The organism is Jannaschia rubra (assembly GCF_001403735.1).
GTDB classification, from domain to species: Bacteria; Pseudomonadota; Alphaproteobacteria; order Rhodobacterales; family Rhodobacteraceae; genus Jannaschia; species Jannaschia rubra.
Genome location: NZ_CXPG01000025.1, coordinates 1 through 21,467, shown reverse-complemented (window position 1 = coordinate 21,467; position 21,467 = coordinate 1). Strand labels below are relative to the sequence as shown.

24 protein-coding genes are annotated in these 21,467 nt (G+C 68.7%); 9 read left to right on the top strand and 15 right to left on the bottom strand.

Going from position 1 to position 21,467, the window contains the following annotated elements:
* Positions 1-43 precede the first annotated feature (43 nt).
* Together JAN5088_RS17270 and JAN5088_RS17265 are read left to right on the top strand one after the other, a co-directional pair.
* Positions 44-286: a type II toxin-antitoxin system Phd/YefM family antitoxin gene (locus tag JAN5088_RS17270; protein ID WP_055684092.1), complete on the top strand. Its 243-nt coding sequence runs from the start codon at positions 44-46 to the stop codon at positions 284-286.
* Complete coding sequence (locus tag JAN5088_RS17265; RefSeq protein ID WP_055684091.1) at positions 287-700, top strand: type II toxin-antitoxin system VapC family toxin; 414 nt, start codon at positions 287-289, stop codon at positions 698-700.
* Positions 701-1,189: 489 nt separating this feature from the next.
* Here JAN5088_RS17265 and JAN5088_RS17255 read toward each other — a convergent pair whose 3' ends face one another.
* The 5 genes from JAN5088_RS17255 to JAN5088_RS17235 are packed head-to-tail and all read right to left on the bottom strand — an operon-like array spanning position 1,190 to position 6,459.
* Entirely contained in the window at positions 1,190-1,963 is a 774-nt protein-coding gene (locus JAN5088_RS17255; RefSeq protein WP_055684089.1) for an SDR family NAD(P)-dependent oxidoreductase, read from the bottom strand.
* Positions 1,960-2,811, bottom strand: a complete 852-nt coding sequence (locus tag JAN5088_RS17250; protein ID WP_055684088.1) for a PPC domain-containing DNA-binding protein — start codon at positions 2,809-2,811, stop codon at positions 1,960-1,962. The genes JAN5088_RS17255 and JAN5088_RS17250 overlap by 4 nt, the downstream gene beginning before the upstream one ends.
* A complete protein-coding gene (locus JAN5088_RS17245; RefSeq protein WP_055684087.1) occupies positions 2,808-4,415 on the bottom strand; it encodes an acyl-CoA synthetase in 1,608 nt (535 codons plus the stop codon). The genes JAN5088_RS17250 and JAN5088_RS17245 overlap by 4 nt, the downstream gene beginning before the upstream one ends.
* Entirely contained in the window at positions 4,412-5,584 is a 1,173-nt protein-coding gene (locus JAN5088_RS17240; RefSeq protein WP_055684086.1) for an acetyl-CoA acetyltransferase, read from the bottom strand. The genes JAN5088_RS17245 and JAN5088_RS17240 overlap by 4 nt, the downstream gene beginning before the upstream one ends.
* Positions 5,581-6,459, bottom strand: a complete 879-nt coding sequence (locus tag JAN5088_RS17235) for an IclR family transcriptional regulator (RefSeq protein WP_055684085.1) — start codon at positions 6,457-6,459, stop codon at positions 5,581-5,583. The genes JAN5088_RS17240 and JAN5088_RS17235 overlap by 4 nt, the downstream gene beginning before the upstream one ends.
* 190 nt (positions 6,460-6,649) lie before the next feature.
* Between JAN5088_RS17235 and JAN5088_RS17230 the strand changes: the two genes are divergently transcribed.
* From JAN5088_RS17230 to JAN5088_RS17220, 3 genes are all read left to right on the top strand, one after another.
* On the top strand, positions 6,650-7,648 hold the full coding sequence (locus JAN5088_RS17230; protein ID WP_055684084.1) for a DctP family TRAP transporter solute-binding subunit: 999 nt from the start codon (positions 6,650-6,652) through the stop codon (positions 7,646-7,648).
* Positions 7,649-7,712: 64 nt separating this feature from the next.
* Positions 7,713-8,198 carry a TRAP transporter small permease gene (locus JAN5088_RS17225; RefSeq protein ID WP_055684083.1) on the top strand — a complete coding sequence of 162 codons (486 nt, stop codon included), beginning with the start codon at positions 7,713-7,715 and terminating at the stop codon, positions 8,196-8,198.
* Positions 8,191-9,513, top strand: coding sequence for a TRAP transporter large permease (locus JAN5088_RS17220; RefSeq protein ID WP_055684082.1), 1,323 nt, complete (start codon positions 8,191-8,193; stop codon positions 9,511-9,513). Before JAN5088_RS17225 ends, JAN5088_RS17220 begins: the two co-directional genes overlap by 8 nt.
* Positions 9,514-9,522: 9 nt before the next feature.
* On the opposite strand, the gene JAN5088_RS17215 is transcribed toward JAN5088_RS17220, so the two are convergent.
* Genes JAN5088_RS17215 through JAN5088_RS17205 form a run of 3 tightly spaced genes read right to left on the bottom strand, consistent with a single transcriptional unit; the run spans position 9,523 to position 11,696 of the window.
* On the bottom strand, positions 9,523-10,263 hold the full coding sequence (locus JAN5088_RS17215; protein ID WP_055684081.1) for an amino acid ABC transporter ATP-binding protein: 741 nt from the start codon (positions 10,261-10,263) through the stop codon (positions 9,523-9,525).
* Complete coding sequence (locus JAN5088_RS17210) at positions 10,260-10,934, bottom strand: amino acid ABC transporter permease (protein WP_055684080.1); 675 nt, start codon at positions 10,932-10,934, stop codon at positions 10,260-10,262. The genes JAN5088_RS17215 and JAN5088_RS17210 overlap by 4 nt, the downstream gene beginning before the upstream one ends.
* A gap of 3 nt (positions 10,935-10,937) precedes the next feature.
* On the bottom strand, positions 10,938-11,696 hold the full coding sequence (locus JAN5088_RS17205) for an amino acid ABC transporter substrate-binding protein (RefSeq protein ID WP_055684079.1): 759 nt from the start codon (positions 11,694-11,696) through the stop codon (positions 10,938-10,940).
* 160 nt (positions 11,697-11,856) lie between these two features.
* Between JAN5088_RS17205 and JAN5088_RS17200 the strand changes: the two genes are divergently transcribed.
* From JAN5088_RS17200 to ltnD, 4 genes are all read left to right on the top strand, one after another.
* The gene (locus tag JAN5088_RS17200; protein WP_055684078.1) at positions 11,857-12,837 is read left to right on the top strand and encodes a TRAP transporter substrate-binding protein; all 981 of its coding nucleotides are present in this window, start codon (positions 11,857-11,859) and stop codon (positions 12,835-12,837) included.
* 56 nt (positions 12,838-12,893) lie between these two features.
* Positions 12,894-13,397, top strand: coding sequence for a TRAP transporter small permease (locus JAN5088_RS17195; RefSeq protein ID WP_055684077.1), 504 nt, complete (start codon positions 12,894-12,896; stop codon positions 13,395-13,397).
* A 1-nt stretch (position 13,398) separates the two neighbouring features.
* On the top strand, positions 13,399-14,685 hold the full coding sequence (locus JAN5088_RS17190; protein ID WP_055684076.1) for a TRAP transporter large permease: 1,287 nt from the start codon (positions 13,399-13,401) through the stop codon (positions 14,683-14,685).
* Between the two features lie 79 nt (positions 14,686-14,764).
* Positions 14,765-15,664 (top strand): L-threonate dehydrogenase, encoded by a 900-nt coding sequence (gene ltnD, locus JAN5088_RS17185; protein WP_082430095.1) that lies wholly within the window; start codon positions 14,765-14,767, stop codon positions 15,662-15,664.
* 4 nt (positions 15,665-15,668) lie between these two features.
* On the opposite strand, the gene JAN5088_RS17180 is transcribed toward ltnD, so the two are convergent.
* The 7 genes from JAN5088_RS17180 to JAN5088_RS19825 form a co-directional block, all read right to left on the bottom strand.
* Entirely contained in the window at positions 15,669-16,013 is a 345-nt protein-coding gene (locus tag JAN5088_RS17180; protein ID WP_055684074.1) for an MliC family protein, read from the bottom strand.
* On the bottom strand, positions 16,010-16,954 hold the full coding sequence (locus tag JAN5088_RS17175; protein WP_055684073.1) for a branched-chain amino acid ABC transporter permease: 945 nt from the start codon (positions 16,952-16,954) through the stop codon (positions 16,010-16,012). The genes JAN5088_RS17180 and JAN5088_RS17175 overlap by 4 nt, the downstream gene beginning before the upstream one ends.
* Entirely contained in the window at positions 16,954-17,841 is an 888-nt protein-coding gene (locus JAN5088_RS17170; RefSeq protein WP_055684072.1) for a branched-chain amino acid ABC transporter permease, read from the bottom strand. Before JAN5088_RS17170 ends, JAN5088_RS17175 begins: the two co-directional genes overlap by 1 nt.
* A 63-nt stretch (positions 17,842-17,904) precedes the next feature.
* Positions 17,905-19,101 carry an ABC transporter substrate-binding protein gene (locus JAN5088_RS17165; protein WP_055684071.1) on the bottom strand — a complete coding sequence of 399 codons (1,197 nt, stop codon included), beginning with the start codon at positions 19,099-19,101 and terminating at the stop codon, positions 17,905-17,907.
* A 49-nt stretch (positions 19,102-19,150) separates the two neighbouring features.
* A complete protein-coding gene (locus JAN5088_RS17160) occupies positions 19,151-19,870 on the bottom strand; it encodes an ABC transporter ATP-binding protein (protein ID WP_177220084.1) in 720 nt (239 codons plus the stop codon).
* On the bottom strand, positions 19,863-20,612 hold the full coding sequence (locus JAN5088_RS17155) for an ABC transporter ATP-binding protein (protein WP_055684069.1): 750 nt from the start codon (positions 20,610-20,612) through the stop codon (positions 19,863-19,865). Before JAN5088_RS17155 ends, JAN5088_RS17160 begins: the two co-directional genes overlap by 8 nt.
* A 321-nt stretch (positions 20,613-20,933) precedes the next feature.
* The coding region (locus JAN5088_RS19825; RefSeq protein WP_233489840.1) for a DUF4139 domain-containing protein at positions 20,934-21,467 on the bottom strand (534 nt) is incomplete at its 5' end.

Here is a 21,467-nt window from a genome sequence, read left to right as displayed (position 1 = left end):
GCCCTATCTGACCAGATAGCTGGTCAGCAAAGGGGAGGCCGCCATGTGGGCCCTGCAGGATGCCAAGGCGCGGTTCAGCGCCGTCGTGGAGGCCGCGCTCGCCGGCAAGCCGCAGCGCGTGACGCGGCGCGGCAAGCCCGTGGTCGTCGTGGTCGATGCCGCCGAATGGGATCAGACGATGGAGCGCGCCCGCGCCGCGGGCCTGCGCGCGCATCTCGCCGCCCTGCCCCAGGGTGCCGACGACGACCCGTTCCCCCGCGCGACCGCCCTGCCCCGCGATCTCTAGGTGTATCTGATCGACACCGACGTGCTGTCGCTGCTGCGGCGTCCCGCGCGCGTGCCTGCCGTGGCGCGATGGCTCGACGGCGTGGCCGACGACCAGCTTTGGCTGAGCGCGGTGACGATGGGCGAGATCGCTCGCGGGATCGAGTTGCAACGCCCCCGCGACCCCCGCTTCGCCGCCGACCTGGAGGCCTGGCACGACACGCTGCAACGCGACTACGCCGCGCGCGTCCTGCCCTTCGGCCTGGCGGAGGCGGAGATCTGGGGCCGCCTGTCGGCGCGCATCGGCAACGGCTCGGCCGACCTGATGATCGCGGCGACGGCGCTCGCCCGCGACCTGACCGTGGTGACGCGCAACATCCGCCACCACGCACCCACGGGCGTCCGCACCCTCGACCCCGCGGCCCACGACCCATAGCCACCCGGCGATGATGGCTGCGGCGCAGGTCGCTGCGTGGTCGGCAAGCCCGACCTCGTTGCCATCGGCGTCAGGGTCGGGTCCATCCCGAGGTCGGGGCCGTCGCGAACGGAGGCTGTGACCGCGATGTCACCATGGTCCAAGACGAGCGGCATACCACCAAGCTGCGGCGCACCGTATCCGCTCATATCGGCGAAGGTGCTGGAGACTGCGAAGAGGCCAATTGCCATGAAGATGTCCTTGAGCTTCTTCTCCTTGCTCGACAGCTTCATCCACATCTCCGACGGGTCGCCCTCAGCCGCGATCTCCTCGTCGGTATCGGAAGCCCGGATCAGCTGAACGAACCCCTTTTCGCCGGTTCTGTCATCCCTCTCAGGTTCACTTCGACCTTTCGGACGGGCGCGCGAAAGTCTGTCGACGCTCGCGACCGGGAAGATTGACGAAGGTTCGGGCCTCGCTGAACCGGACCGTCATGCACGGCGCCTGGCCTCAGCCCTGTCGCGCGACGCCGCGCAGGATGCCCGAGGTCGTGAAGCCGCCGTCCACCGCCAGCACCTGCCCCGTGACATAGCCCGACCGCGCGTCGTCGAGAAGGAACAGCGCCGCCTGCGCGATTTCCTCCGGCGTGCCGTAGCGGGCCTGGGGGATGGTCTCGGCCCAGGAGCGGCGCATGGCTTCGGTGTGCATGTCGCTGACCAGCGGCGTCTCGACCGGGCCGGGGGCCACGGCGTTGGACCGCACGCCGAAGGGGGCCAGTTCCACGGCCATCACCTTGGTCATGGTCACGATCCCGCCCTTGGATGCCCCGTAGGCCGTGCGCCCGACGTTGCCCACCATGCCCGACACCGAGGCGATGTTGACGATGGCGCCCCGCCCGCGGTCGACCATGCGCGCGGCGACGGTGCGGGCGGCGATGAAGGTTCCGATCAGGTTGACCTCCAGCACGCGGCGGAAGTCGTCGACCTCGGTATCCAGCGCCTGCGCGTCGAGGCCGATCCCGGCGGAGTTCACCAGTCCGGACAGCGGGCCCAGCCGGTCCTCGCACAGCGCGACGGCGGCCGCGACGCCCGCCTCGTCGGTGACGGAACAGGCGAGGGTCTCGACCCGGTCCGGCGCGTCCAGCCCGTCGCGCGCGGCCTTCAGGTTGCCCTCGTCCCGGTCGAGCAGGGCGACCGACCACCCTTCGGCCAGCGCGGCGCGGGCGATGGCGAGGCCGATGCCCGAAGCCCCGCCCGTGATCAGAACGCATCGCGTGTCGGTCATCGTTTCGCCTCCCTACCAGGCAGGATCACCAGTTCCGCCGTGACCGAGACCGCCGCGCAACCGGGGTCGACCGGGCCGTCGAAGCGGTTGCCCTCCGCATCCACCACGCCGAGGTCGAGCGTCACCTCCTCCCCGTCGATCCGCCCCTGCCGGACGAGGAACTCGCTGATGGGCGAGCGCATCCGGGCACCGTCGGCGAAGACCGCGCCGTTCAGGCTGCCCAGTCCCACGATGTCCGCGCCGGCGATGCCCAGGCCCGCGCAGATGGCACGGCAGGTGCCCGCCAGGCTTTCGTTCGGGCGCAGGGTCACGGCCACGGCATCGGGCCGGTCCGACGGGGTGCCCGTGGCGGCGAACAGGTCGAAGCGCGTCTCGGGGTCCGCGCGCCGCTCGAACCGCGCGTCGTGGAAGCCCATGGCGCGCAGCGTCGCGGGGCGGGCGGCGCGGCTCTCGCCCGCCAGCAGGTGCCCGAGGGCGGTGCCGCCGTCCGACAGCCGCCAAAGCGCGTGGCAATGGGTGTCGGCCGCCCCGTCGCGCCGGCCCACGGACATGTAGCCCTGCACCGTCCGGGCCGGGCCATCGGGCGCTTGCGTCCCGCTGTACCACGCCAGCCGGTCGGGCGTGGGCGAGGGCGCGGGCAGGACGTAGCGCAGCGGATCGCAGATCAGCCCGTCCATCCGCACCCAGCCCGAGACGAAACCTTGCGCGGCAAAGGCGTCGAGGATCGCCCGTTCCACGCAATCACCGGGGGCCAGCGTCACGTCGAACAGGGCCGCGCGCGTGGGCACGGCCGCGTGACGCTCGGGCGCCGCGGGGCCGGGGTGGATCAGGGGAGGGTTGGCGCTCATGCCGTCTCGGACGACAGGAGGCCGCGCTCCCGCAGGGTCTCGCGGATGATCTTCTTGGTGATCTTGCCGTATCCCGACTTGGGCATCGCGTCGAGGAACAGGATCCGCGCGGGCACCTTGTAGCCGCTCATCCGGCCCTTCAGGAACGCGCGGATCGCCTCCGCATCGGGCGCCTGCCCCGGTTCGGCCACGCAGACGGCAAGGCCCACCTCGCCCCATTTCGCGTCCGGCACGCCCAGCACCGCCGCTTCGGCCACGCCGGGATAGTCGAGCAGCTTCTCCTCGATCTCGCGCGGATAGACGTTGGACCCGCCCGAGATGAACATGTCCGACTCGCGCCCGGTGATGTAGACGAAGCCCTCGCCGTCCATGTGCCCCAGGTCGCCGGTGCGGAACCATCCGTCGCGGAACGCCTTGGCGTTGGCCTCCGGGTTGTCGTGGTAGCCCGCGAAGACCGCAGGCCCCGCCACGCAGATCTCGCCCGTGGTGCCCGCCGGAACCTCCGCGCCCGTCCCGTCCTGGATCTGCACGTGCATCCCCGTCCGCTCATACCCGCAGGAGCCGACGCGCATCCGGTCGTCGTCGACGTCGTGCTCCGACGGCGGCAGGACGGTGATGTTGCCCGTCACCTCGCCCAGTCCGAAATACTGCACCAGCACCGGCCCCAGCTTGTCGAGCGCGCGGCGTTGGTCGGCGCGGTACATCGGCGCGCCCGCATAGATGACATGGCGCAGCGAGGAGTGGTCGTGGCGGTCGACCGAGGGGTGTTCGACCAGCATCTTCACGATGGTGGGCACGGTGAACATGTTGGTGACGCGGTGTTCCGCCACCAGCCGCCAGACCACGTCGGGGTCGAAGGCGGCGTCGGGCAGCAGGATCGTGGGCACCCCCGCGGCAAGCTGCACGAGCTGATGGATGCCCGCCCCATGCGACAGGGGCGCGACACACAGCGAGCGGTCGGCGGGCGTCATGCCGGGCATCAGGTCGTGCAGATGGTTGAGCAGCACGAAGGTGAGCTGCCCATGCGTCAGCACCGCCGCCTTGGGCCGCCCCGTGGTGCCCGAGGTGAAGAAGAACCAGCAGGGGTCGTCGCGGCCCACGTCGGCGGGCGGGACATGGGTGCCCATGTGGCGGTCGACCAGCGCATCGAAGCCATCCGCGCCGCCGCCGATGGTCAGATGGCGCGCAACGCTGTCGCAGGCGGCGGCATGGCCCGCGAACTCCGCGTCGCAGATCATCAGCGACGCGCCGGAGGAGCGGGCAAGCCAGGCCACCTCCTCCGGGCTCTGGCGGAAGTTGGCGGGCACCCAGACCGCGCCGAGGCGGAAGGCGGCGATCATGCTCTCGAACATCTGGTGCGAGTTGCGGGCCTGGATCAGGATGCGGTCGCCTTTCCCGACCCCCATCTCCCGCAGCCCCGCGGCCAGCGCCGAGACCCGCGCGTCCATCTGGCCCCAGGTCCACACCCGGTCGCCGCGGATGATCGCGGGCGCACCGCCCAGCCGGCGGGCATTGCGCGTCAGGAAATGGGCGAGGTTCGCCACCCGCACCGTTTGCGGCGCGATCCCGCCTTTCGGGTCGGGCGTCCCCGCCCCCCGGTTCACTGCACGCGCTCCAGGATCGAGCAGTAGTTGGCCACCGACGCGCCGCCCATGTTGAACACGCCGCCGATCTCGGCGCGCGCGGCCTGCATCCCCTCGGGCGCCTCGCCGGCGAGTTGCATCGCCGCCATGACGTGCATCGACACGCCCGTCGCGCCGATGGGGTGGCCCTTGGATTTCAGCCCCCCCGACAGGTTCACCGGCAAGCGGCCGTCGCGCGTGGTGGTGCCGTCTCGGATGACGTCGGCGCCGCGCCCGCGGGGGGCCAGCCCCATGGCCTCGTATTCGATCAGCTCCGCGATGGTGAAGCAGTCGTGGGTTTCGACGAAGTGCAGGTCGTCGAGCGTCAGCCCCGCCGCGTCCAGCGACCCGGCCCAGGCCCGCCGCGCCCCGTCGAAGGCCGCCGGATCGCGCTTGGACAGCGCCAGCACGTCGTTGGCCTGCGTCCGCGCGCGGAACCCCACGCCGCGCGCGAGGCCCTTCGCCGCCCGCTCCGACGCCACCACGATGGCCGCCGCCCCGTCGGACACCAGCGAACAGTCGGTCCGTCGCAGCGGCGGCGCGACATAGGGGTTGCGGTCGCTGACGGTGTTGCACTGCTCGAAGGTGAAGGCCTTCTGCATGTGCGCGTAAGGGTTGTGGACACCGTTCGCGTGGTTCTTGGCGGCGATCATCGCCAGCGCGTCGGACTGGTCGCCGTGCTTCTGGAAGTAGCCCTGCGCGATCTGGCCGAACAGCCCCGCGAAGCCCCCTTCCACCTCCGCCTCCTCCGAGCGGTAGCTGGCGCCGAGCAGGATGTCGCCCACCTCGACCGTGGGCAGGGCGGTCATCTTCTCGACACCGACCACCAGCGCCACGTCGCCGCGCCCCGCCTCGATGAAGTCGATGGCGGCATAGAGCGCGGCCGACCCCGTGGCGCAGGCGTTCTCCAGCCGCGTGGCGGGCACGCGGGCCAGCTCCGGCATGGCCATCCCCGCGAGCGCGCCCACGAAATCCTGCTTGGAGAAGCCGTTGTTCATGCAGCCCACGAAGATCGCGTCGACGTCCCCCGCCGGGACCCCCGCGTGGTCGAGCGCGGGGCCCATGACCTCGGCCATCAAGGCCTCGGTGTCCGGCGCGGCCGATTTTCCGAAACGGCTGTGGGCCCAGCCGACCATCCGTGCGTTCGTCATCTCTCTCTCCCGTTCGTGGTCTCTGGTGTCAGGCCGCCGCCCGGCAGGACGGCGGAGCGGGCGAACATCTCCCGAAGGCGCGCCTCGATGCCGGGCACCTCGGCCAGCAGAAGGCCCGCCAGACGTTCGCAGTGCAAGGGGGTCATGCGGTCGTCGATGGCCGCGATGCTGAGCGCGCCCGCGACCGTGCCGTCGGGCATGTGCAGCGCCACCCCCACGGCCCAGCTGTTCTTGAGGACCAGTCCGGGGTTGAGCGCCCAGCCCCGCGTCCGCGTCTCGGCCAGCAGGCGGTCGAGCGTGGCGGGGGTGGCGGCCGGATACCGCTCCGCGATCAGGTCGCGGTTGAGGGCGCGCATCCGCGCCGCCTCCTCCTCCGGCAGGGCCGCCAGCATGGCGAGCGATCCGCCCCCGATGCCGAGGGGGTGGCGAAAGCCGACCTGCAACGCCTGCACCCGGATGGGAAAATCGCCCTCGGCCTTCTGCAGGCAGACGGCGAAGGCATCGCGCCGGACCGACAGGAAGGCCGTGTCCCCGCTGCCGTCGGCCAGCCGCTGCACCGCGTCCTGCGCCACGTCCAGCAGGCTGAAGCGCCGCGCGGCGAGAATGCCCAGAACATAAGCCTCCTCGCCCAGCATGTAGCGGCGCGAGGCGCTGTCCTGCTCGATCAGCCGGGCGCGCATCAGCGCCAGCAGAAGCCGCCGCGCGGTGGGGCGGCTGAGGCCGGTGGACGCCACGATCTCCGAAAGGCCGATCCCGGTCTCGGGGCTGCGCCCGATCAGGGGCAGCAGCGCCAGCGCGCGATCCACGCTCTGCGCGCCGCCCGCGGGGCCGGTCTGCGGCCCCATCCGGGCCAGGATCGTCGCGGAATCGTCCATGTCCGTCCATAATGTGGAGTGTTGCGAATACTATCGCCCCATCCCCCCGATGCGTCAACACGCGGGGCGCATGGGCCGTCGGACCGCCGACTGCGAAAAATCCGTGACAGGCGTTTCAAACATGTCCATGTTGTGGATGCATGGGCCCACCGGAGGGGTGGCCGCCCCTGAGATCCACGGGAGGACCGAGATGCCGAACCTGAAATCCGTTCTGATTGGCCTGGGCGCGGCGATCGCGCTGACGGGGCCCGCGGGGGCCGAGACGCTGCGCCTGACGCACAACACCTCGGACGCGACGACCTGGCACAAGGGATCTGAGCGCTTCGCCGACCTGCTGGAGGAGGCGACCGAGGGCGAGATGGAGGTCCGCGTCTTCCCGAACGCCGAACTTGCCGGCGGCGACCAGATGAAGCAGTCCGAGATGGTCGGCCGCGGCGCCATCGACTTCGTCGTCACCTCGGCCATCAACGTCACGCCGCTGGTGCCGGAAATGGCGGTTTTCTCGCTGCCCTACCTTTACGCCGACTACGCCGAGGTCGACGCCACCACCGACGGCGCGCCGGGCGAGCGGATGGCCGAGATCATGGCCGACAAGGGCATCGTCGTGCTGGCCTGGGGCGAGAACGGCTTTCGTGAGGTCACCAACAGCGTGCGGCCCATCACCTCGCCCGAGGATCTCAAGGGCCTCAAGATGCGCGTCGCGGGGCCGATGTACATCGACGTGATGAACGCGCTCGGCGCGAACCCCCAGCAGATGCAGTGGACCGAGACCTTCTCGGCGCTGCAACAGGGCGTCGTGGACGGGCAGGAGAACCCCATCGGCGCCGTGATCGTGCCCCAGCGGGTCTATGAGGTGCAGAAGTACATCACCCCCTGGCACTACTCCTACGACCCGATCTTCCTCGGCGTGAGCCAGGCCAAGTGGGACGGCTGGGACGAGGAGACGCGCGCCAAGGTGCAGGCGGCCGCGACCGAGGCCATGGCCTTCCAGAAGGAGGAGACGCGCCGCGCCACCGACGAGGGGCTGGCCCGCCTGCGCGAGGAGGGGATGGAGGTCTACGAGCCCACGCCCGAGGAAATCCAGGCCTTCCGCGACGCCACGAAGGACCCGTTCGACCTCTGGGCCGGCAAGGTCGGGCCCGAGATCGTGACGCTGTTCCAGGACACCATCGACGGCGCGGGCAACTGATCCCGCGCTCCGGTCGCGCGGTGCGCGCGGCCGGACCCTGCCCGACAGCCCGAGGCCCGACACCATGCTCAAACACCTCGACCGGTTCGAAGCCTACGTCTGCGCGGCGATCTTCCTTGCCATGACGGCGCTCGGCTTTGCCAACGTGGCGGTGCGCTACCTCACCAGCTATTCCTTCGCCGCCACGCAGGAGCTTCTGCTGGCGGGCTTCCTGCTACTCACGGTCTTCGGGGGCGCCGCCGCCGCGCGGCATGGCGAGCATCTGGCCGTCACCTTCTTCGCCGACCTGCTGCCCGCCCGCGCCGGCTGGGTCGTCCGCGCGCTTTCCGGCGCGCTGAGCGTCCTGCTGCTGGCGCTGGCCGCGTGGTACTGCTGGGGCCTCGTGTCGCATCAGTACCGCAGCGGCGTCACCTCGTCGGGCCTCCAGATCCCGGCGTGGTACTACTCGGCGGGCCTGCCGCTCGGGTTCCTGCTGATCGCGTTGCGGATGGCGCAGCGCACGCTCTCCGACCTGCGCGGCGACGGGCCCGAGGGCACGCCCCATGGGTGACATGGGCGCGGGCACGCAGATGCTTGTGCTGTTCGGCGTGCTTCTGGTGATCCGGGTGCCGGTGGCCTTCGCGCTCGGCCTGTCGGCGCTTTACGCCATGTGGGTCATGGGCTTCGGCCTCGACCTCGTGGGCGACCTGATCGCCAGCGGCATCGCCAAGTTCTCGCTGCTGGCTGTCCCGTTCTTCATCCTGGCCGGCATCCTGATGGGCACGGCGGGCATGGCAGATCGCATGATCCGCTTCTTCCGCGTGGCCGTGGGGGGCTTGCCCGGCGGCATGGGCGTCGTGGGTGTGGTCGTGGCGCTGTTCTGGGGGGCCGTGTCCGGGTCGGGCCCGGCCTCGGTCGCCGCCATCGGGCCGATGATCGTGCGCGGCATGGCCGACGACGGCTATCCCCGCCCCTTCGCCGCGGCGCTGGTCTGCACCGGGGCCGCGCTCTCCATCGTCATCCCGCCGTCCATCGGTCTGGTGATCTATGGCGTGATCGCGGAAATCTCCATCGGCAGCCTGTTCATCGCGGCCATCCTGCCGGGCCTCTTGATGGGGGCGATGATGCTGCTCGCCCTGCCCTTCGTGGCCCGCGACCGCGCCGCGCGCAAATCCTCCGCGCTCCATGCGATGGCGCCCATGCCCTATGCCGATCAGACGCGGGGCCGGCAGCTCTGGCTCAGCTTCCGCGACGCGGGCTGGGGGCTGCTCACGCCCGTGGTGATCCTGGGCGGCATCTACCTCGGCGTCTTCACCCCGACCGAAGCCGCCGTGGTGGCCGTCGTCTATGCCATCTTCGTGGGCACCGCGATCTATCGCACGCTGACCCCGCGCCTACTGTTCGACGCGCTGACCGACGCCGCACGATCCTCGGCCGTGGTGATGATGGTCGTGACCTTCGCGAGCCTGTTCGGCTGGGTCGTGACGGTGGACGATCTGGTCGGCACCTATTCCGAGGGGCTGCTGTCGGTGTCGGACGCGCCCTGGGTCATCCTTCTGGTGATGGCCGTCATCCTGCTCATCGCGGGGATGTTCATGGATGCCATCACCATCATGTTCATCTCGCTGCCGATCTTTTTGCCCGTGGTGCGCGAGTTGCAGTGGGATCCGATCTGGTTCGGCGTCTTCCTGATGATCACGCTGGCCATCGGCCTGTTCACGCCGCCCGTCGGCATCAACCTGTTCGTCGCGGCCAACATCACCGGCCTGTCGCTGGAACGCATCGCCGCGGCCGCGGTGCCGTTCCTTCTGACCAGCGCGCTCGGCCTGATGGCCGTGGCGCTCTGGCCCGAGGTGACGCAATACCTGCTGATCTGGATGCGCTGAGGGCGCGCGCTAGCGGGTGTCCGTCACGCGGCGCAGGAAGGCTCGGGTGCGGGGGTCTTCGGGCGCGTCGAAAAAGCGGTCCGGCGGCGCCTCCTCGACGACCCGGCCTTCGTCCATGAAGACGATGCGGTCCGCGATCTCGCGCGCGAACTGCATCTCGTGGGTCACGACCAGCATGGTCTGGCGCGTCTCGGCCAGCTTGCGCATCAGGTCCAGCACCTCGCCCACCCATTCGGGGTCGAGCGCCGACGTCGGCTCGTCGAACAGCAGAAGCTCCGCGTCGAGCGCCATCGCCCGGCCGATGCCCACCCGCTGCTGCTGGCCGCCGGACAGGGCCGAGGGGTAGCTGTCGCCCCGGTCGGCCAGCCCGATCTCGGCCAGGATGCGGTCGGCCGTGGCGTTGGCCTTCTCCGCCGTCTGGCCCTTCACCGTGACCAGCGCCTCGGTGATGTTCTGCCGCGCGGTCCTGTTGGCGAAGAGCGCATAGTTCTGGAACACGAACCCCGTCCGCCGGCGCAGCGCCAGGATCTCGGGCCGGGTCGCGCGGGCGGCATCGACGGAGAGGTCGCCGATCCGCACCGTGCCGCTGTCGGGACGGTCGAGGAAGTTGAGACACCGCAGCAGCGTCGATTTCCCGGTGCCCGACGGCCCGATCACCACGACCCGTTCGCCGGGCGCGATGTCGAGCGTGATGTCCCGAAGGACCGGCGTTCCACCGAAGCTCTTGTTCAGGCCCGCGACCGAGATCATCGCGCATGCGCCCGGTTCAGCAGGATCTCCAGCCGGCGTTGCCCGAAGGACAGCGCCTCGACCAGGATCCAGTAGATCGCCGCGACCACGAGGAACGCCTCGAAGTAAAGGAAGCTCCCCGCCGCCTCCTTCTGTGCCGCGCCCATGAGTTCGGTCACCCCCAGCGTGAAGGCGAGCGAGGTGCTTTTGACCATGTCGATGAAATAGTTGACCAACGTCGGCGCGGCGACCCGCGCGGCCTGCGGCAGGATGATCCGCCGCATCATCTGGCCGCGCGTCATGCCCACCGCCTCGGCCGCCTCCCACTGGCTGCGGTCGACGCCCAGGATCGCGGCGCGGATGCTCTCGGCCATGTAGGCCGAGAAATGCAGCGTCAGCCCCATGATCGTGGCCGTCACCCCGTTGATCCCGGCGAGGAAGCCCAGGACCTGCGGCAGCCCGAAATAGAACAGGAACAGCTGCACCAGAAGCGGGGTGCCGCGGAAGAAGCTGATGAACAGCCGCACGAACCAGTCGAGCACCGGCACCCGCACCACCCGCTCCACCGCGAGGAGCGCGGCGAGGATCAGCGCGAAGGCCATGCCCGTCACCGCCATGAACAGCGTCAGCGGCACATATGACAGGAGAACGGGCAGAAGCCCGAGCATGTAGTCGAGGTTCAGCCCCTCCACCGTCTATTCCGGGACGGTGATGTCGGTGCCGAACCACTTCTGCGAGATCTCCGCCAGCGTCCCGTCGTCGCGCAGCGTGGTGATCGCCGCATCGACCCGGTCGCGCAGGGCGCGGCCTTCCTCGTCGTCGCGGAACGGCAGGGCGTTGCGGATCTCGCTGAAGGGCGCGCCGGCCAGCGCCAGCGGCAGCGGGCTTTCCTGAATCAGCTGGGCCGAGGACACGCGGTCCATCACGAAGGCATCCACGCGGCCCAGGGCCGTGTCCTGCGCGATGTTGCTGTCGTAGGTGCGGATGTCGATCTCGGCGGCGTTGGGCAGCCCTTCCAGCAGTTCCTCGAAGTTCGAGCCGAGGTTGACCGCGACGGTCTTGCCGCTCAGGTCCTCGACGCCGGTGATCGTATCCTCGTTCCCTTCCTTCACGACCACCTGCGCCCCGTCGAAGACGTAGGGTTGCGAGAAGACGAAGGCCGCCTCGCGCTCCGGCGTGATGGTGATCTGGTTGGCGATCGTGTCGATCCGCCCGGATTCGAGCGCGCCGACGAGGCCCGAGAAGGCCATGGTGACGAACTCCGGCGTGTCGCCGGTCTCGGCGGCGATGGCCTCGATGAAATCGACCTCGAAGCCCTGAAGCTCGTCGGACCGCACGAAGGTGAAGGGGAAATACCCCCCCGACATGCCCACGGTCCAGGTTTCGGCGCGCAGCGGCGCGGACGTCGCGGCAAGGGCCACGATCAGCGCGAGGAGGACGGGGGACTTCTTCATGCGATGCTCCAGTGCTTCGATGGTCGTGTGAACGGCCGGGTCACGCCTGCCAACGCGAAACCGGCCGTAAGGTTCACCGGGGCGCACTGCGGCCTTGCGTCCCTCGGCCGTCTGCTGTCACGTCGGCATCAGGGGACGACACACCGAGGGAGGATACCGCATGTTCATGAGATCCATCGCCGCCACCATGGCGGCCACGCTGGCCGCAGGCGCCGCATCGGCCGAAACCACGATCCGCATCGCCCATGCCACGCCCGAAAGCTCGCCCATCCATCAGGCGCTGGAGTTCTTCAAGGCGGAGCTGGAAGCCCGCTCCAACGGCGGGATGCAGGTCGAGATCTTCCCCGGCGGCCAGATCGGATCGGTCCAGCAGGCGACCGAGCTCGTCCAGTCCGGCAACATCGACATGACCACGGGCGCCTCGGTCCTGCTGTCGTCCATGGTGCCGGAGCTTTCGGTGCTCGACCAGTTCCTCCTGTTCGAGAACGAGGAGCAGGCCCATGCCGTGCTCGACGGCCCCGCGGGGCAGGAGCTTCTGTCGAAGATGGAGGACAAGGGCCTGAAGGGCATGGGCTTCATGGAGCTCGGCTTCCGCCACTTCTCCAACAGCCGCGCGCCGCTCGACAGCGTCGAGGCCTTCCGGGGGCTGCGGATGCGCTCGGCCGACAACCCCATCCAGATCACCGCATGGCGGTCCGTGGGCGCCGTGCCCGTCGCGCTCTCCTGGGGCGAGATCTACCCCTCGCTCCAGCAGAACCTGATCGACGGTCAGGAAAGCGCGCCGTCCTCCATCGTGATCGAACGCTTCTACGAGGTGCAGGACTACGTCTCGCTGACCGGGCACATCTACTGGCCCGAGATGTGGGTCGCGGGCCTCGACTTCTACAACGGCCTGACCGACGAGCAGCGCGCCCTGCTCGACGAGGTCGCCGCCGAGACCGTCACCCGTCAGCGGGAGCTTGCGGCCAAGGCCAACGCCGACGCCCTGGCGGAGCTGGAATCGAAGGGCCTCCAGGTCAACGAACTCCCGCAGGAGGCCCGCGCCGCCCTGGGCGAGACGATGAACGCCGCGATCCGCGACGACATCCGCGCCGCCGTGGGACCGGAGTTCTACGACAGCTTCATGACCGAACTCGACTGACGCGCGGGGCCCCGGCCGGACATGCGGCCGGGGCCGCCGGAAGGGGGAAGGCGACGATGGGCAAGGCATTCCGCGCGGTCGAGAAATATTTCGAGCCCGCCATCATCGTGGCGATGCTGGGCGCGATCATCGTGCTTGTCTTCGCCGACGTGGTGGCGCGCTTCGCCATGTCCACCTCCATCGCGCCCGCCAACGAGATGGCGCGCCTCGCCTTCGTCTACATGATCTACTTCGGCGTCAGCTACGCCATCCGCGAACGCCGCCACATGCGGGTGACGCTGCTTCTCGACATGGCGCCGCCCGCGCTGCGCCGGGTGCTGCTCGCGCTGGCCGAAACGGTGTTCCTCGGCTATTCGGCCTTCGTCTGCTGGCTGGGTGTGGTCATCACCGCCAATGCCGTCGACCGGGGCCAGATCCTGACGGCGACGGAATGGCCCACCGCGGTCCTCTATGCCGCGATCATCCTCAGCGGCGGGCTCAGCGCGCTGCGGCTCCTCCATTCGCTCTGGCGCATCGTCGTCCTGGGCGACACGCGCCTTGCCGCGCAGATGGACGTCTGACGTGACGGTCGCCATCCTCTTCGGGTCGTTCTTCCTGCTGCTGGCCATCGGGGTGCCCATCGGCATCGCGCTCGGCACCGCGTCGCTGCTGGCGATCGCCTGGATTCCCTTCCTCAACTTCGACCTCTATGCCCTGGGGCTGGTCAGCGGCATCGATTCCTTCACCCTGATCGCGGTCGTCCTGTTCACCCTCGCCGGCAGCATCATGGCCCAGGGCGGCATCTCCCGCCGTCTCATCGCCGTGGCCGAGAGCTTCTTCGGCGGCGCACCCGGCGATCTAGGCACCGTGACCATCATGGCCTGCCTGTTCTTCGCCGCCATCTCGGGCACCGGCTCGGCCACGGTGGCGGCCATCGGCCTCGCCATGATCCCGGCATTGACGGCGCGGGGCTACGACCGGGCCTATTCCTGCGCCATGGTGGCGAGCGCCGGGTCGCTCGGCGTGATGATCCCGCCCAGCGTGGTGATGATCGTCTACGCGGTGTCGGCGCAGGTGTCCGTGACCGCGCTGTTCCTCGCCGGCGTCATCCCCGGCATCGCGATCGCGCTGGCGCTCATCGCCTACAACGCCTGGACGCGGCGCGGCGCGCCCGCCGTCCGGTCCACCGGCCCCCGCCGCAGCCGCCTCGCCATCCTGAACGAGGCGAAGGCCGCGCTCCTCATGCCCGTGGTCGTGCTGGGCGGCATCTACGGCGGCATCGTCACGCCCACCGAATCCTCGGCCGTGGCCGTGGTCTATGCGCTGGCGGTCAGCGTCTTCGTCTACCGCGAGCTGCCGCTGCGCGACGTGCCGAAGATGATGCTCGAATCGGCGCTCCTCGTGTCGGCGGTGCTGGTCATCATCGGCGCCTCGGTCGCCTTCGGCCGTATCATCGCGCTGGAGCAGCTGCCGCAGGCCCTCGCCGCCGCCGTCACCGACCTCACGCAGAACCGCTACATCGTGCTGATCGCGGCCATCGTGCTCCTGCTGATCGTGGGCACCTTCCTCGAAACGCTGGCCGCCATCGTCATCCTGACGCCGGTGCTGCTGCCCATCGTCACGGTACTTGGCATCGACCCGGTGCATTTCGGCATCGTGATGATCGTCAGCCTCGCCATCGGCTTCGTCACCCCGCCGCTGGGCGCCAACCTCTTCATGGCGGCGCAGGTGGGCGGCATCCCCTTCGACGCCATCGTGCGGCGCATCTTCCCCTGGATCGTGACGATGATCGTGGCGCTCCTCCTGATCGCGGCCTGGCCCGCGCTCTCGCTGATCCTGCCGCGGCTGTTCCTCGGCTACGCGGGCTGACGCGCCCTGCCCCGCCCAAGCCCCTTGGCGGGGCGCGACGGGGGTGTCACGCTGGTCGCGTGCGGAATCGGAGGATGACATGACGGACGCTCCAATCGCGGTCGTGGGCCTGGGGTCCATGGGCTATGGCATCGCGAACTCGGCGCTGGCGGCGGGCCTTCCGGTCCACGGCCACGACGTGAACCCCGATCAGGCCAAGCGCTTCCTGGCCGACGGCGGCATCCCGGGCCCCCTCGCCCGCATCGCGCCCGACCTCGCGGCGGCGGTGATCGTGGTGCTGAACGCGGCGCAGACCGAAAGCGTGCTGTTCGGCGAGGCGGCGCTGGTGCCGCACATGGCGCGGGGCAGCGTGGTCGTCGCCTGCGCCACCGTCTCCCCCGCCTTCGCCCGGTCGATGGAGGTGCGGTGCCGCGAACACGGCGTCCTCTACCTCGACGCGCCGATCTCGGGCGGGGCGGTCAAGGCGGCGCAGGGCGCGCTCTCGGTCATGGCGTCGGGCGTGCCGGAGGCCTTCGCCCGCGCGAAACCCGTCCTCGACGCCATAGCGGAGCGGGTGTTCCGCCTGGGCGACGCGGCCGGTGCTGGCTCGGCGATGAAGGCCGTCAACCAGCTTCTCGCCGGCGTCCACATTGCCGCCATGGCCGAGGCGATGACCTTCGGCATGACCCAGGGCGTCACGCCGGAGGCCTTCATGGAGGTGATCCCCCAGTGCGCCGGAACCTCATGGATGCTGGAGAACCGGGGGCCGCATGTGGTCGCGGGCGACTACACCCCCCGGTCCAGCGTCAACATCTGGCCCAAGGACCTAGGCATCGTCCTCGACATCGCGCGGGGGGCGGGCTTCGGCGCGCCGCTGGCCGCCGCGGCGATGCAGCAGTTCCTCGCCGCAGCCGGGTCGGGCATGGGCGCGCTGGACGATGCGGCCGTCGCGCGGGTCTACGCGCGCAACGCGGGGCTGACGCTGCCGGGCGACGACTGACGCGTCACTCGCCCGCGGTGCATTCCGTCGCGGCGCCCTCGTCGAACTGGTCGGTGAAGGTCGCCGTGTCGCCCTTGATCCACCATTCGCGCCCGCCCGAGACATAGCGCGACCCCGACCCCGACACGACGCCCGCGAAGACCAGGACCTCCTCGTCCAGCGTCACCAACGCCAGCGCATTGGCGCCCGCGTTGACGTATTGCACCGGCACGTCGCGCCCGTTCTCGCAGGCATAGCGCGCCGCGATGACCTCCGCCCCCGGCCCGAGGGGCAGCGTCACCGCCACCTCCTGCGCCGCGGCGGGCAGCGCCAGCAGCGTCGCGGCCACGATGATTCCACGCTCCGTCATAGCGGTCTCCTGATCCAGCGGGATATGACGCCCACTATCCCCTCGCGGAACAGCAGCACGCCGATGACGAAGATCACGCCCTGGATGATCGTCACCCAGGCCCCGAAGGTCGCCAGATAGTTCTGCATCGTCACGATGATGGCCGCGCCGGCCAATGGGCCGAACACCGTGCCCATCCCGCCCAGCAGCGTCATCAGCACCACCTCGCCCGACATGCCCCAGTGCACGTCCGTCAGCGAGGCGAGCTGGAACACCTGGCTTTTCATCGCCCCCGCCATCCCGGCGAAGGTGGCCGACAGCACGAAGACCGTCAGCTTGTAGCGATTGACGTCATAGCCCAGCGAGATCGCCCGCGGCTCGTTCTCGCGGATGGCCTTGAGGACCTGGCCGAAGGGCGAATGGACCACGCGGTAGAGGAACAGGATCCCCCCGAAGGTCACCGCCAGCACGAAGAAATAGAGCGCCATGTTGTTCTGGAGCGAGATCAGCCCGAACAGATCGCCCCGCGGCACCGACTGGATGCCGTCCTCGCCCCCGGTGAAGGGCAGTTGCAGCGCCAGGAAATAGACCATCTGCGCGAAGGCGAGCGTCACCATGGCGAAATAGATCCCCTGCCGCCGGATCGCCAGCGACCCGATCAGCAGGCCCAGGACGGCCGCCGCCGCCGTGCCCGCCAGCACCGAAAGCTCCGGCGTCAGCCCCCAGACCTTCGCGGCATGGGCCGCGACATAGCTCGCCCCCCCGAAATAGGCCGCGTGCCCGAAGGACAGCAGCCCCCCGAAGCCCAAAAGCAGGTTGAAGGCCGCGGCGAAGAGCGCAAAGCACATCACCTTCATGGCGAAGACGGGATAGACGAAAAACGGCAGGGCGATCAGGAAGGCCAGCAGCACAAGGAAGATGACCTTGTGGAGCCGCGGCATGCCGGTGGTTTGCTGCATCATCACGCGGCCTTTCCGAACAGCCCTTCGGGCTTGATGAGAAGGACGATGGCCATGATGACGAAGATCACCACCGCCGATCCCTCGGGATAGAACACTCGGGTCAGCCCCTCGACCAGGCCCAGGACATAGCCGGTCAGGATGGCGCCCATGATCGACCCCATGCCGCCGATCACCACAACCGCGAAGACCACGATGATGAGGTCGGCGCCCATGTTGGGGTTGACCGAATAGATGGGCGCGGCCAGCACGCCGGCGAAGCCCGCCAGCGCCACGCCGAAGCCATAGGTCAGCATGATCATCAGCGGCACGTTGATGCCGAAGGCGCCGACCAGCACCGGGTTTTCCGTGGCCGCGCGCAGATAGGCGCCCAGCCGCGTCTTCTCGATCATGAACCAGGTGCCGAAGCAGACCACGGCCGAGGCGGCGACGACCCAGGCGCGGTAGTTGGGCAGGAACATGAACCCCAGGTTCTGCCCCCCCGACAGCGCCTCCGGGATCTGATACGGCAGGCCCGAGATGCCGTAATAGTTGCGGAACAGCCCCTGGATGATGAGCGCCAGCCCGAAGGTCAGCAGAAGACCGTAGAGGTGGTCGAGTTTATACAACCGCGACAGCATCGTCCGCTCCAGCACGATGCCGAAGACGCCCACGATCAGCGGCGACAGGATCAGCGCCCACCAGTAGCCCACGCCCAGATAGCTGAGCAGCATCCAGGCCACGAAGGCCCCCATCATGTAGAGCGCGCCATGGGCGAAATTGATGATGTTGAGCAGGCCGAAGATCACGGCCAGCCCCAGCGACAGGACCGCATAGAACGACCCGTTGATCAGCCCCAGCAGAAGCTGACCCATCAGCACCTGCGGCGATATTCCCAGAAGATCGAACATTGTCGGGGCCCCGTCCCAGTGTGTCGGATCGGGGGCCGCGCGGCGGCGGCCCCCTCCGGTCGCTTACTTGGTGAAGTCGCACTCATCCAGCATCGGCAGGAAGGCTTCCTCGCCGCCGATGGTCGAGATGTGGGTATAGAGGTCCCACTCGCCCGTCGACTGATCCGGCGACTTGACCTCGAAGAGGTGCATGTCGTGGATGGCCCGGCCGTCGCCGCGCACCGTGACCGCGCCGAACAGCGGGTCGTCGATCTCCATGGTCTTCATCTGGGCCGCGATCGCCTCGCCGTCCTCGGCGCTTCCCACGGCCTCGACCGCCTGGAGATAGGCCATCGTCCCCGAATAGACCCCGGCCTGAACCATGGTGGGCTTGGCGCCGTGGATCTCCTCGAAGCGGGCCGACCACTCGCGGGTCGTGTCGTCGAAGTCCCAGTAGAAGGCTTCGGTCAGCGACAGGCCCTGCGCCGTCTCGGCCCCGAGCGCATGGACGTCGGTCACGAAGAACAGCAGCGCCGCCAGCTTCTGCCCCGCCTGGGTGATGCCGAACTCCGAGGCCTGCTTGATGGCGTTGACGGTGTCGCCGCCGGCGTTGGCCAGCCCGATCACGTCGGCACCCGACCCCTGCGCCTGCAGCAGGAAGGACGAGAAGTCCATCGCCGGGAAGGGCACGTCGACCTGGCCCACGACCTCGCCGCCGTTCTCCTGCACGACCGTGGTGGTGTTCTCCTCCAGCGAATGGCCGAAGGCATAGTCGGCGGTCAGGAAGAACCACTTCTCGCCGCCCGCCTTGGTCATCGCGCCGCCGGTTCCGTTGGCCAGCGCCGCGGTGTCATAGGTCCAGTGGATCGTGGTCGGCCGGCACTGCCCCTGCGTCAGCTCGGTCGAGCCCGCGCCCGAGTTGATCATCACGCCGTTCTTCTGCGCGGTGATGTCGGCCACGGCCAGCGCCACCGACGACGTCGGCACGTCCAGGATCGCGTTCACGCCCTCCTCGTCGTACCACTGGCGCGCGATGTTCGATCCGACGTCGGGCTTGTTCTGGTGGTCGGCCGAGATGATCTCGACGTTCATGCCCTTGTCGGCGGCGCCGAAATCCTCGATCGCCATGCGCGCGGCCACGACGGACCCCTCGCCCGACAGGTCGGCATAGACGCCCGACCGGTCGTTGAGGACGCCCAGCTTGACGTCCATGTCCTGCGCCATGGCCGCGCCCGCCGTCAGCGCGCCGAGCGCGGTGCCCAGTGCCAATGTCCTGATCATTCCGTGATCCTCCCTTTGGTGGCGCGTTTGCGCCGTTGTCCCCGGTCGTTCAGACGCCCAGGTATCCGTGAAGCTTGTCCATGTTCGCATCGAGCTCGGCGTTCGGGATGACGTCGATCACCCTGCCCTGCTCGACCACATGATGCCGGTCCGCGACCGAGGCGGCGAAGCGGAAGTTCTGCTCCACCAGCACGATGGTGAACCCTTCGGACTTCAGCGCGCCGATGGTGTGCCCGATCTGCTGCACGATGACGGGGGCCAGCCCCTCCGTCGGCTCGTCGAGCAGCAGAAGCCGCGATCCGGTCCGCAGGATGCGCGCGATGGCCAGCATCTGCTGCTCGCCCCCCGACAGCTTGGTGCCCTGGCTGCGGCGGCGTTCGCGCAGGTTCGGGAACAGGTCGTAGATCCGCTCGACGCTCAGTCCCCCGTCCTTGATGCGCGGCGGCAGCATCAGGTTCTCCTCGACGCTCAGCGACGAGAAGATGCCCCGCTCCTCCGGGCAGATGGCGATGCCCTGCCGCGCGATCTGGCGCGGCTGCATCCCGATGGTCTCCACCCCCTCGAAGGTGACGGACCCCGCGCGCCGCGGCAGGATGCCCATGATCCCCAGCAGGGTCGACGTCTTGCCCGCCCCGTTGCGGCCGAGCAGCGTCACCACCTCGCCCTCGTGCACGTCGAAGTCGATGCCGTGCAGGACGTGGCTTTCGCCGTACCATCCCTCCAGCCCGCGCACGCGCAGCAAGGGCTCGGTCCTCGCAGCCTCAGTCATGGCCCGCTCCGATATAGGCGTCGATGACGGCGGGCGCCTTGGACACGGTGGCGTAATCGCCCTCTGCCAGGATCTCGCCGCGCGCCAGCACCGTGATCCGGTCCGACAGGTCCGCCACCACCGACAGGTTGTGCTCCACCATCAGGATGGTGCGGTTCTTCGCCACCCGGCGGATCAGCGCGGTGATCCGCTCCACGTCCGCCTGCGCCATGCCCGCCATCGGCTCGTCCAGCAAAAGCATGTCCGGCTCCAGCGCCAGCGTCGCCGCGATCTCCAGCGCGCGCTTGCGGCCATAGGACAATTCGCCCGCCCGGTGGTCGATGAACTCGGTCAGGCCCACCTCCTCGACATGGGCGCGCGCCTCGTCGTCGAACCGCGTCAGGATCTTCTCGGACCGCCAGAAGTCATAGCTTTCCCCGCGCTTGCGCTGCAACGCGACGCGCACGTTCTGAAGCACGCTCAGGTCGGGAAAGACGGCCGAGATCTGGAACGACCGCACCAACCCCAGCCGCGCGATGCCCGCGGGCTTCATCCGGGTGATGTCGCGCCCGCGATAGGTGATGGTGCCGGACGTGGGCTGCAGGAACTTCGTCAGCAGGTTGAAGCAGGTCGTCTTGCCCGCCCCATTGGGCCCGATCAGCGCGTGGATCGACCCTTCCTCGACGGCGAGGTCGACGTTGTTGACGGCGACGAAGCCCTTGAATTCCTTGGTAAGGCCCTTGGCCTCAAGCACGATGCCCATAGATCCGTCGTCGCTTGCGCGCCTCTTGTCATTGGCCCGCGGCATCCACCGCGAAACATTCTTGCGGTAGCTTTGCCGCACTTGCGACGTTCTGTCCACCCGCTTCCGGGCGATTGTATGCAGTTGTCGACCGAACCCCTTCGGCCATGGCACGATGGGCCATTCCGGCTGACGCAAGGGAAGCGAAGGCCATGACATTCCGGATCGGCGTGGCCTGCTTTGATCACGTCCGCACGGGCAAGGCCCGCGCCATGGAGGTCGGATTGGCGTGATGGCGTCGGGGTGTCCGGTTGCTGTTGATCGTGCCCCGCTTCTAGAGGGTCAAGGCGCGACGCGGTTCGCGATCGACCAACTTGATCCCGTCACACGCAACGCACTCTGATAATCGAGTTGCCCCGTCTCCTCGAACTCAATGGTTTCGCCGGGTTCAGCCAACTTCGATGCGACCGAGCTTGCAAGGACGTCGGCGTCCTTCCCTACAAGTTGGTAGGTCACAGAAATATCGCGGTTCTCGTCGGTCAGGTTTTTGACCTTGTACCGCCATTCATAGCTCACCTCGGAGGGGGGTGCGTTCCAAAGATCCCAGAATGATTTGACCTCTACGACGCGCGTCAGGATGCTTATACCTTTGAAACCATCGGAAACATATTCCAGAGGAGGGTCATCTTTCTCATCGTCGCCCCAGTCGATGTTCATCCACGATCCATCGTGATCGGCATGAAACTTCAACGGAATGCCACGGTATAGTTCCGGATGGATGTTCAGGTATCCGAGAAAAAGCACAAGAAACGGGACGACGCCAAACCCTATCCCGTACCATCTCGTATGCCGTCTTCTGCTTGAAAAAAAAAAAAA

Excerpts from the sequence above, each read along its gene's own strand:
- JAN5088_RS17220 (WP_055684082.1), top strand. The coding sequence starts at position 8,191 with ATGGGTGACATGGGCGCGGGCACGCAGATGCTTGTGCTGTTCGGCGTG.
- ltnD (WP_082430095.1), top strand. The coding sequence starts at position 14,765 with ATGACGGACGCTCCAATCGCGGTCGTGGGCCTGGGGTCCATGGGCTAT.
- JAN5088_RS17160 (WP_177220084.1), bottom strand. The coding sequence starts at position 19,870 with ATGACTGAGGCTGCGAGGACCGAGCCCTTGCTGCGCGTGCGCGGGCTG.
- JAN5088_RS17225 (WP_055684083.1), top strand. The coding sequence starts at position 7,713 with ATGCTCAAACACCTCGACCGGTTCGAAGCCTACGTCTGCGCGGCGATC.
- JAN5088_RS17250 (WP_055684088.1), bottom strand. The coding sequence starts at position 2,811 with ATGAGCGCCAACCCTCCCCTGATCCACCCCGGCCCCGCGGCGCCCGAG.
- JAN5088_RS17255 (WP_055684089.1), bottom strand. The coding sequence starts at position 1,963 with ATGACCGACACGCGATGCGTTCTGATCACGGGCGGGGCTTCGGGCATC.
- JAN5088_RS17270 (WP_055684092.1), top strand. The coding sequence starts at position 44 with ATGTGGGCCCTGCAGGATGCCAAGGCGCGGTTCAGCGCCGTCGTGGAG.
- JAN5088_RS17155 (WP_055684069.1), bottom strand. The coding sequence starts at position 20,612 with ATGGGCATCGTGCTTGAGGCCAAGGGCCTTACCAAGGAATTCAAGGGC.
- JAN5088_RS17230 (WP_055684084.1), top strand. The coding sequence starts at position 6,650 with ATGCCGAACCTGAAATCCGTTCTGATTGGCCTGGGCGCGGCGATCGCG.
- JAN5088_RS17180 (WP_055684074.1), bottom strand. The coding sequence starts at position 16,013 with ATGACGGAGCGTGGAATCATCGTGGCCGCGACGCTGCTGGCGCTGCCC.
- JAN5088_RS17175 (WP_055684073.1), bottom strand. The coding sequence starts at position 16,954 with ATGATGCAGCAAACCACCGGCATGCCGCGGCTCCACAAGGTCATCTTC.
- JAN5088_RS17215 (WP_055684081.1), bottom strand. The coding sequence starts at position 10,263 with ATGATCTCGGTCGCGGGCCTGAACAAGAGCTTCGGTGGAACGCCGGTC.
- JAN5088_RS17170 (WP_055684072.1), bottom strand. The coding sequence starts at position 17,841 with ATGTTCGATCTTCTGGGAATATCGCCGCAGGTGCTGATGGGTCAGCTT.
- JAN5088_RS17200 (WP_055684078.1), top strand. The coding sequence starts at position 11,857 with ATGTTCATGAGATCCATCGCCGCCACCATGGCGGCCACGCTGGCCGCA.
- JAN5088_RS17240 (WP_055684086.1), bottom strand. The coding sequence starts at position 5,584 with ATGACGAACGCACGGATGGTCGGCTGGGCCCACAGCCGTTTCGGAAAA.
- JAN5088_RS17195 (WP_055684077.1), top strand. The coding sequence starts at position 12,894 with ATGGGCAAGGCATTCCGCGCGGTCGAGAAATATTTCGAGCCCGCCATC.
- JAN5088_RS17165 (WP_055684071.1), bottom strand. The coding sequence starts at position 19,101 with ATGATCAGGACATTGGCACTGGGCACCGCGCTCGGCGCGCTGACGGCG.
- JAN5088_RS17235 (WP_055684085.1), bottom strand. The coding sequence starts at position 6,459 with ATGGACGATTCCGCGACGATCCTGGCCCGGATGGGGCCGCAGACCGGC.
- JAN5088_RS17205 (WP_055684079.1), bottom strand. The coding sequence starts at position 11,696 with ATGAAGAAGTCCCCCGTCCTCCTCGCGCTGATCGTGGCCCTTGCCGCG.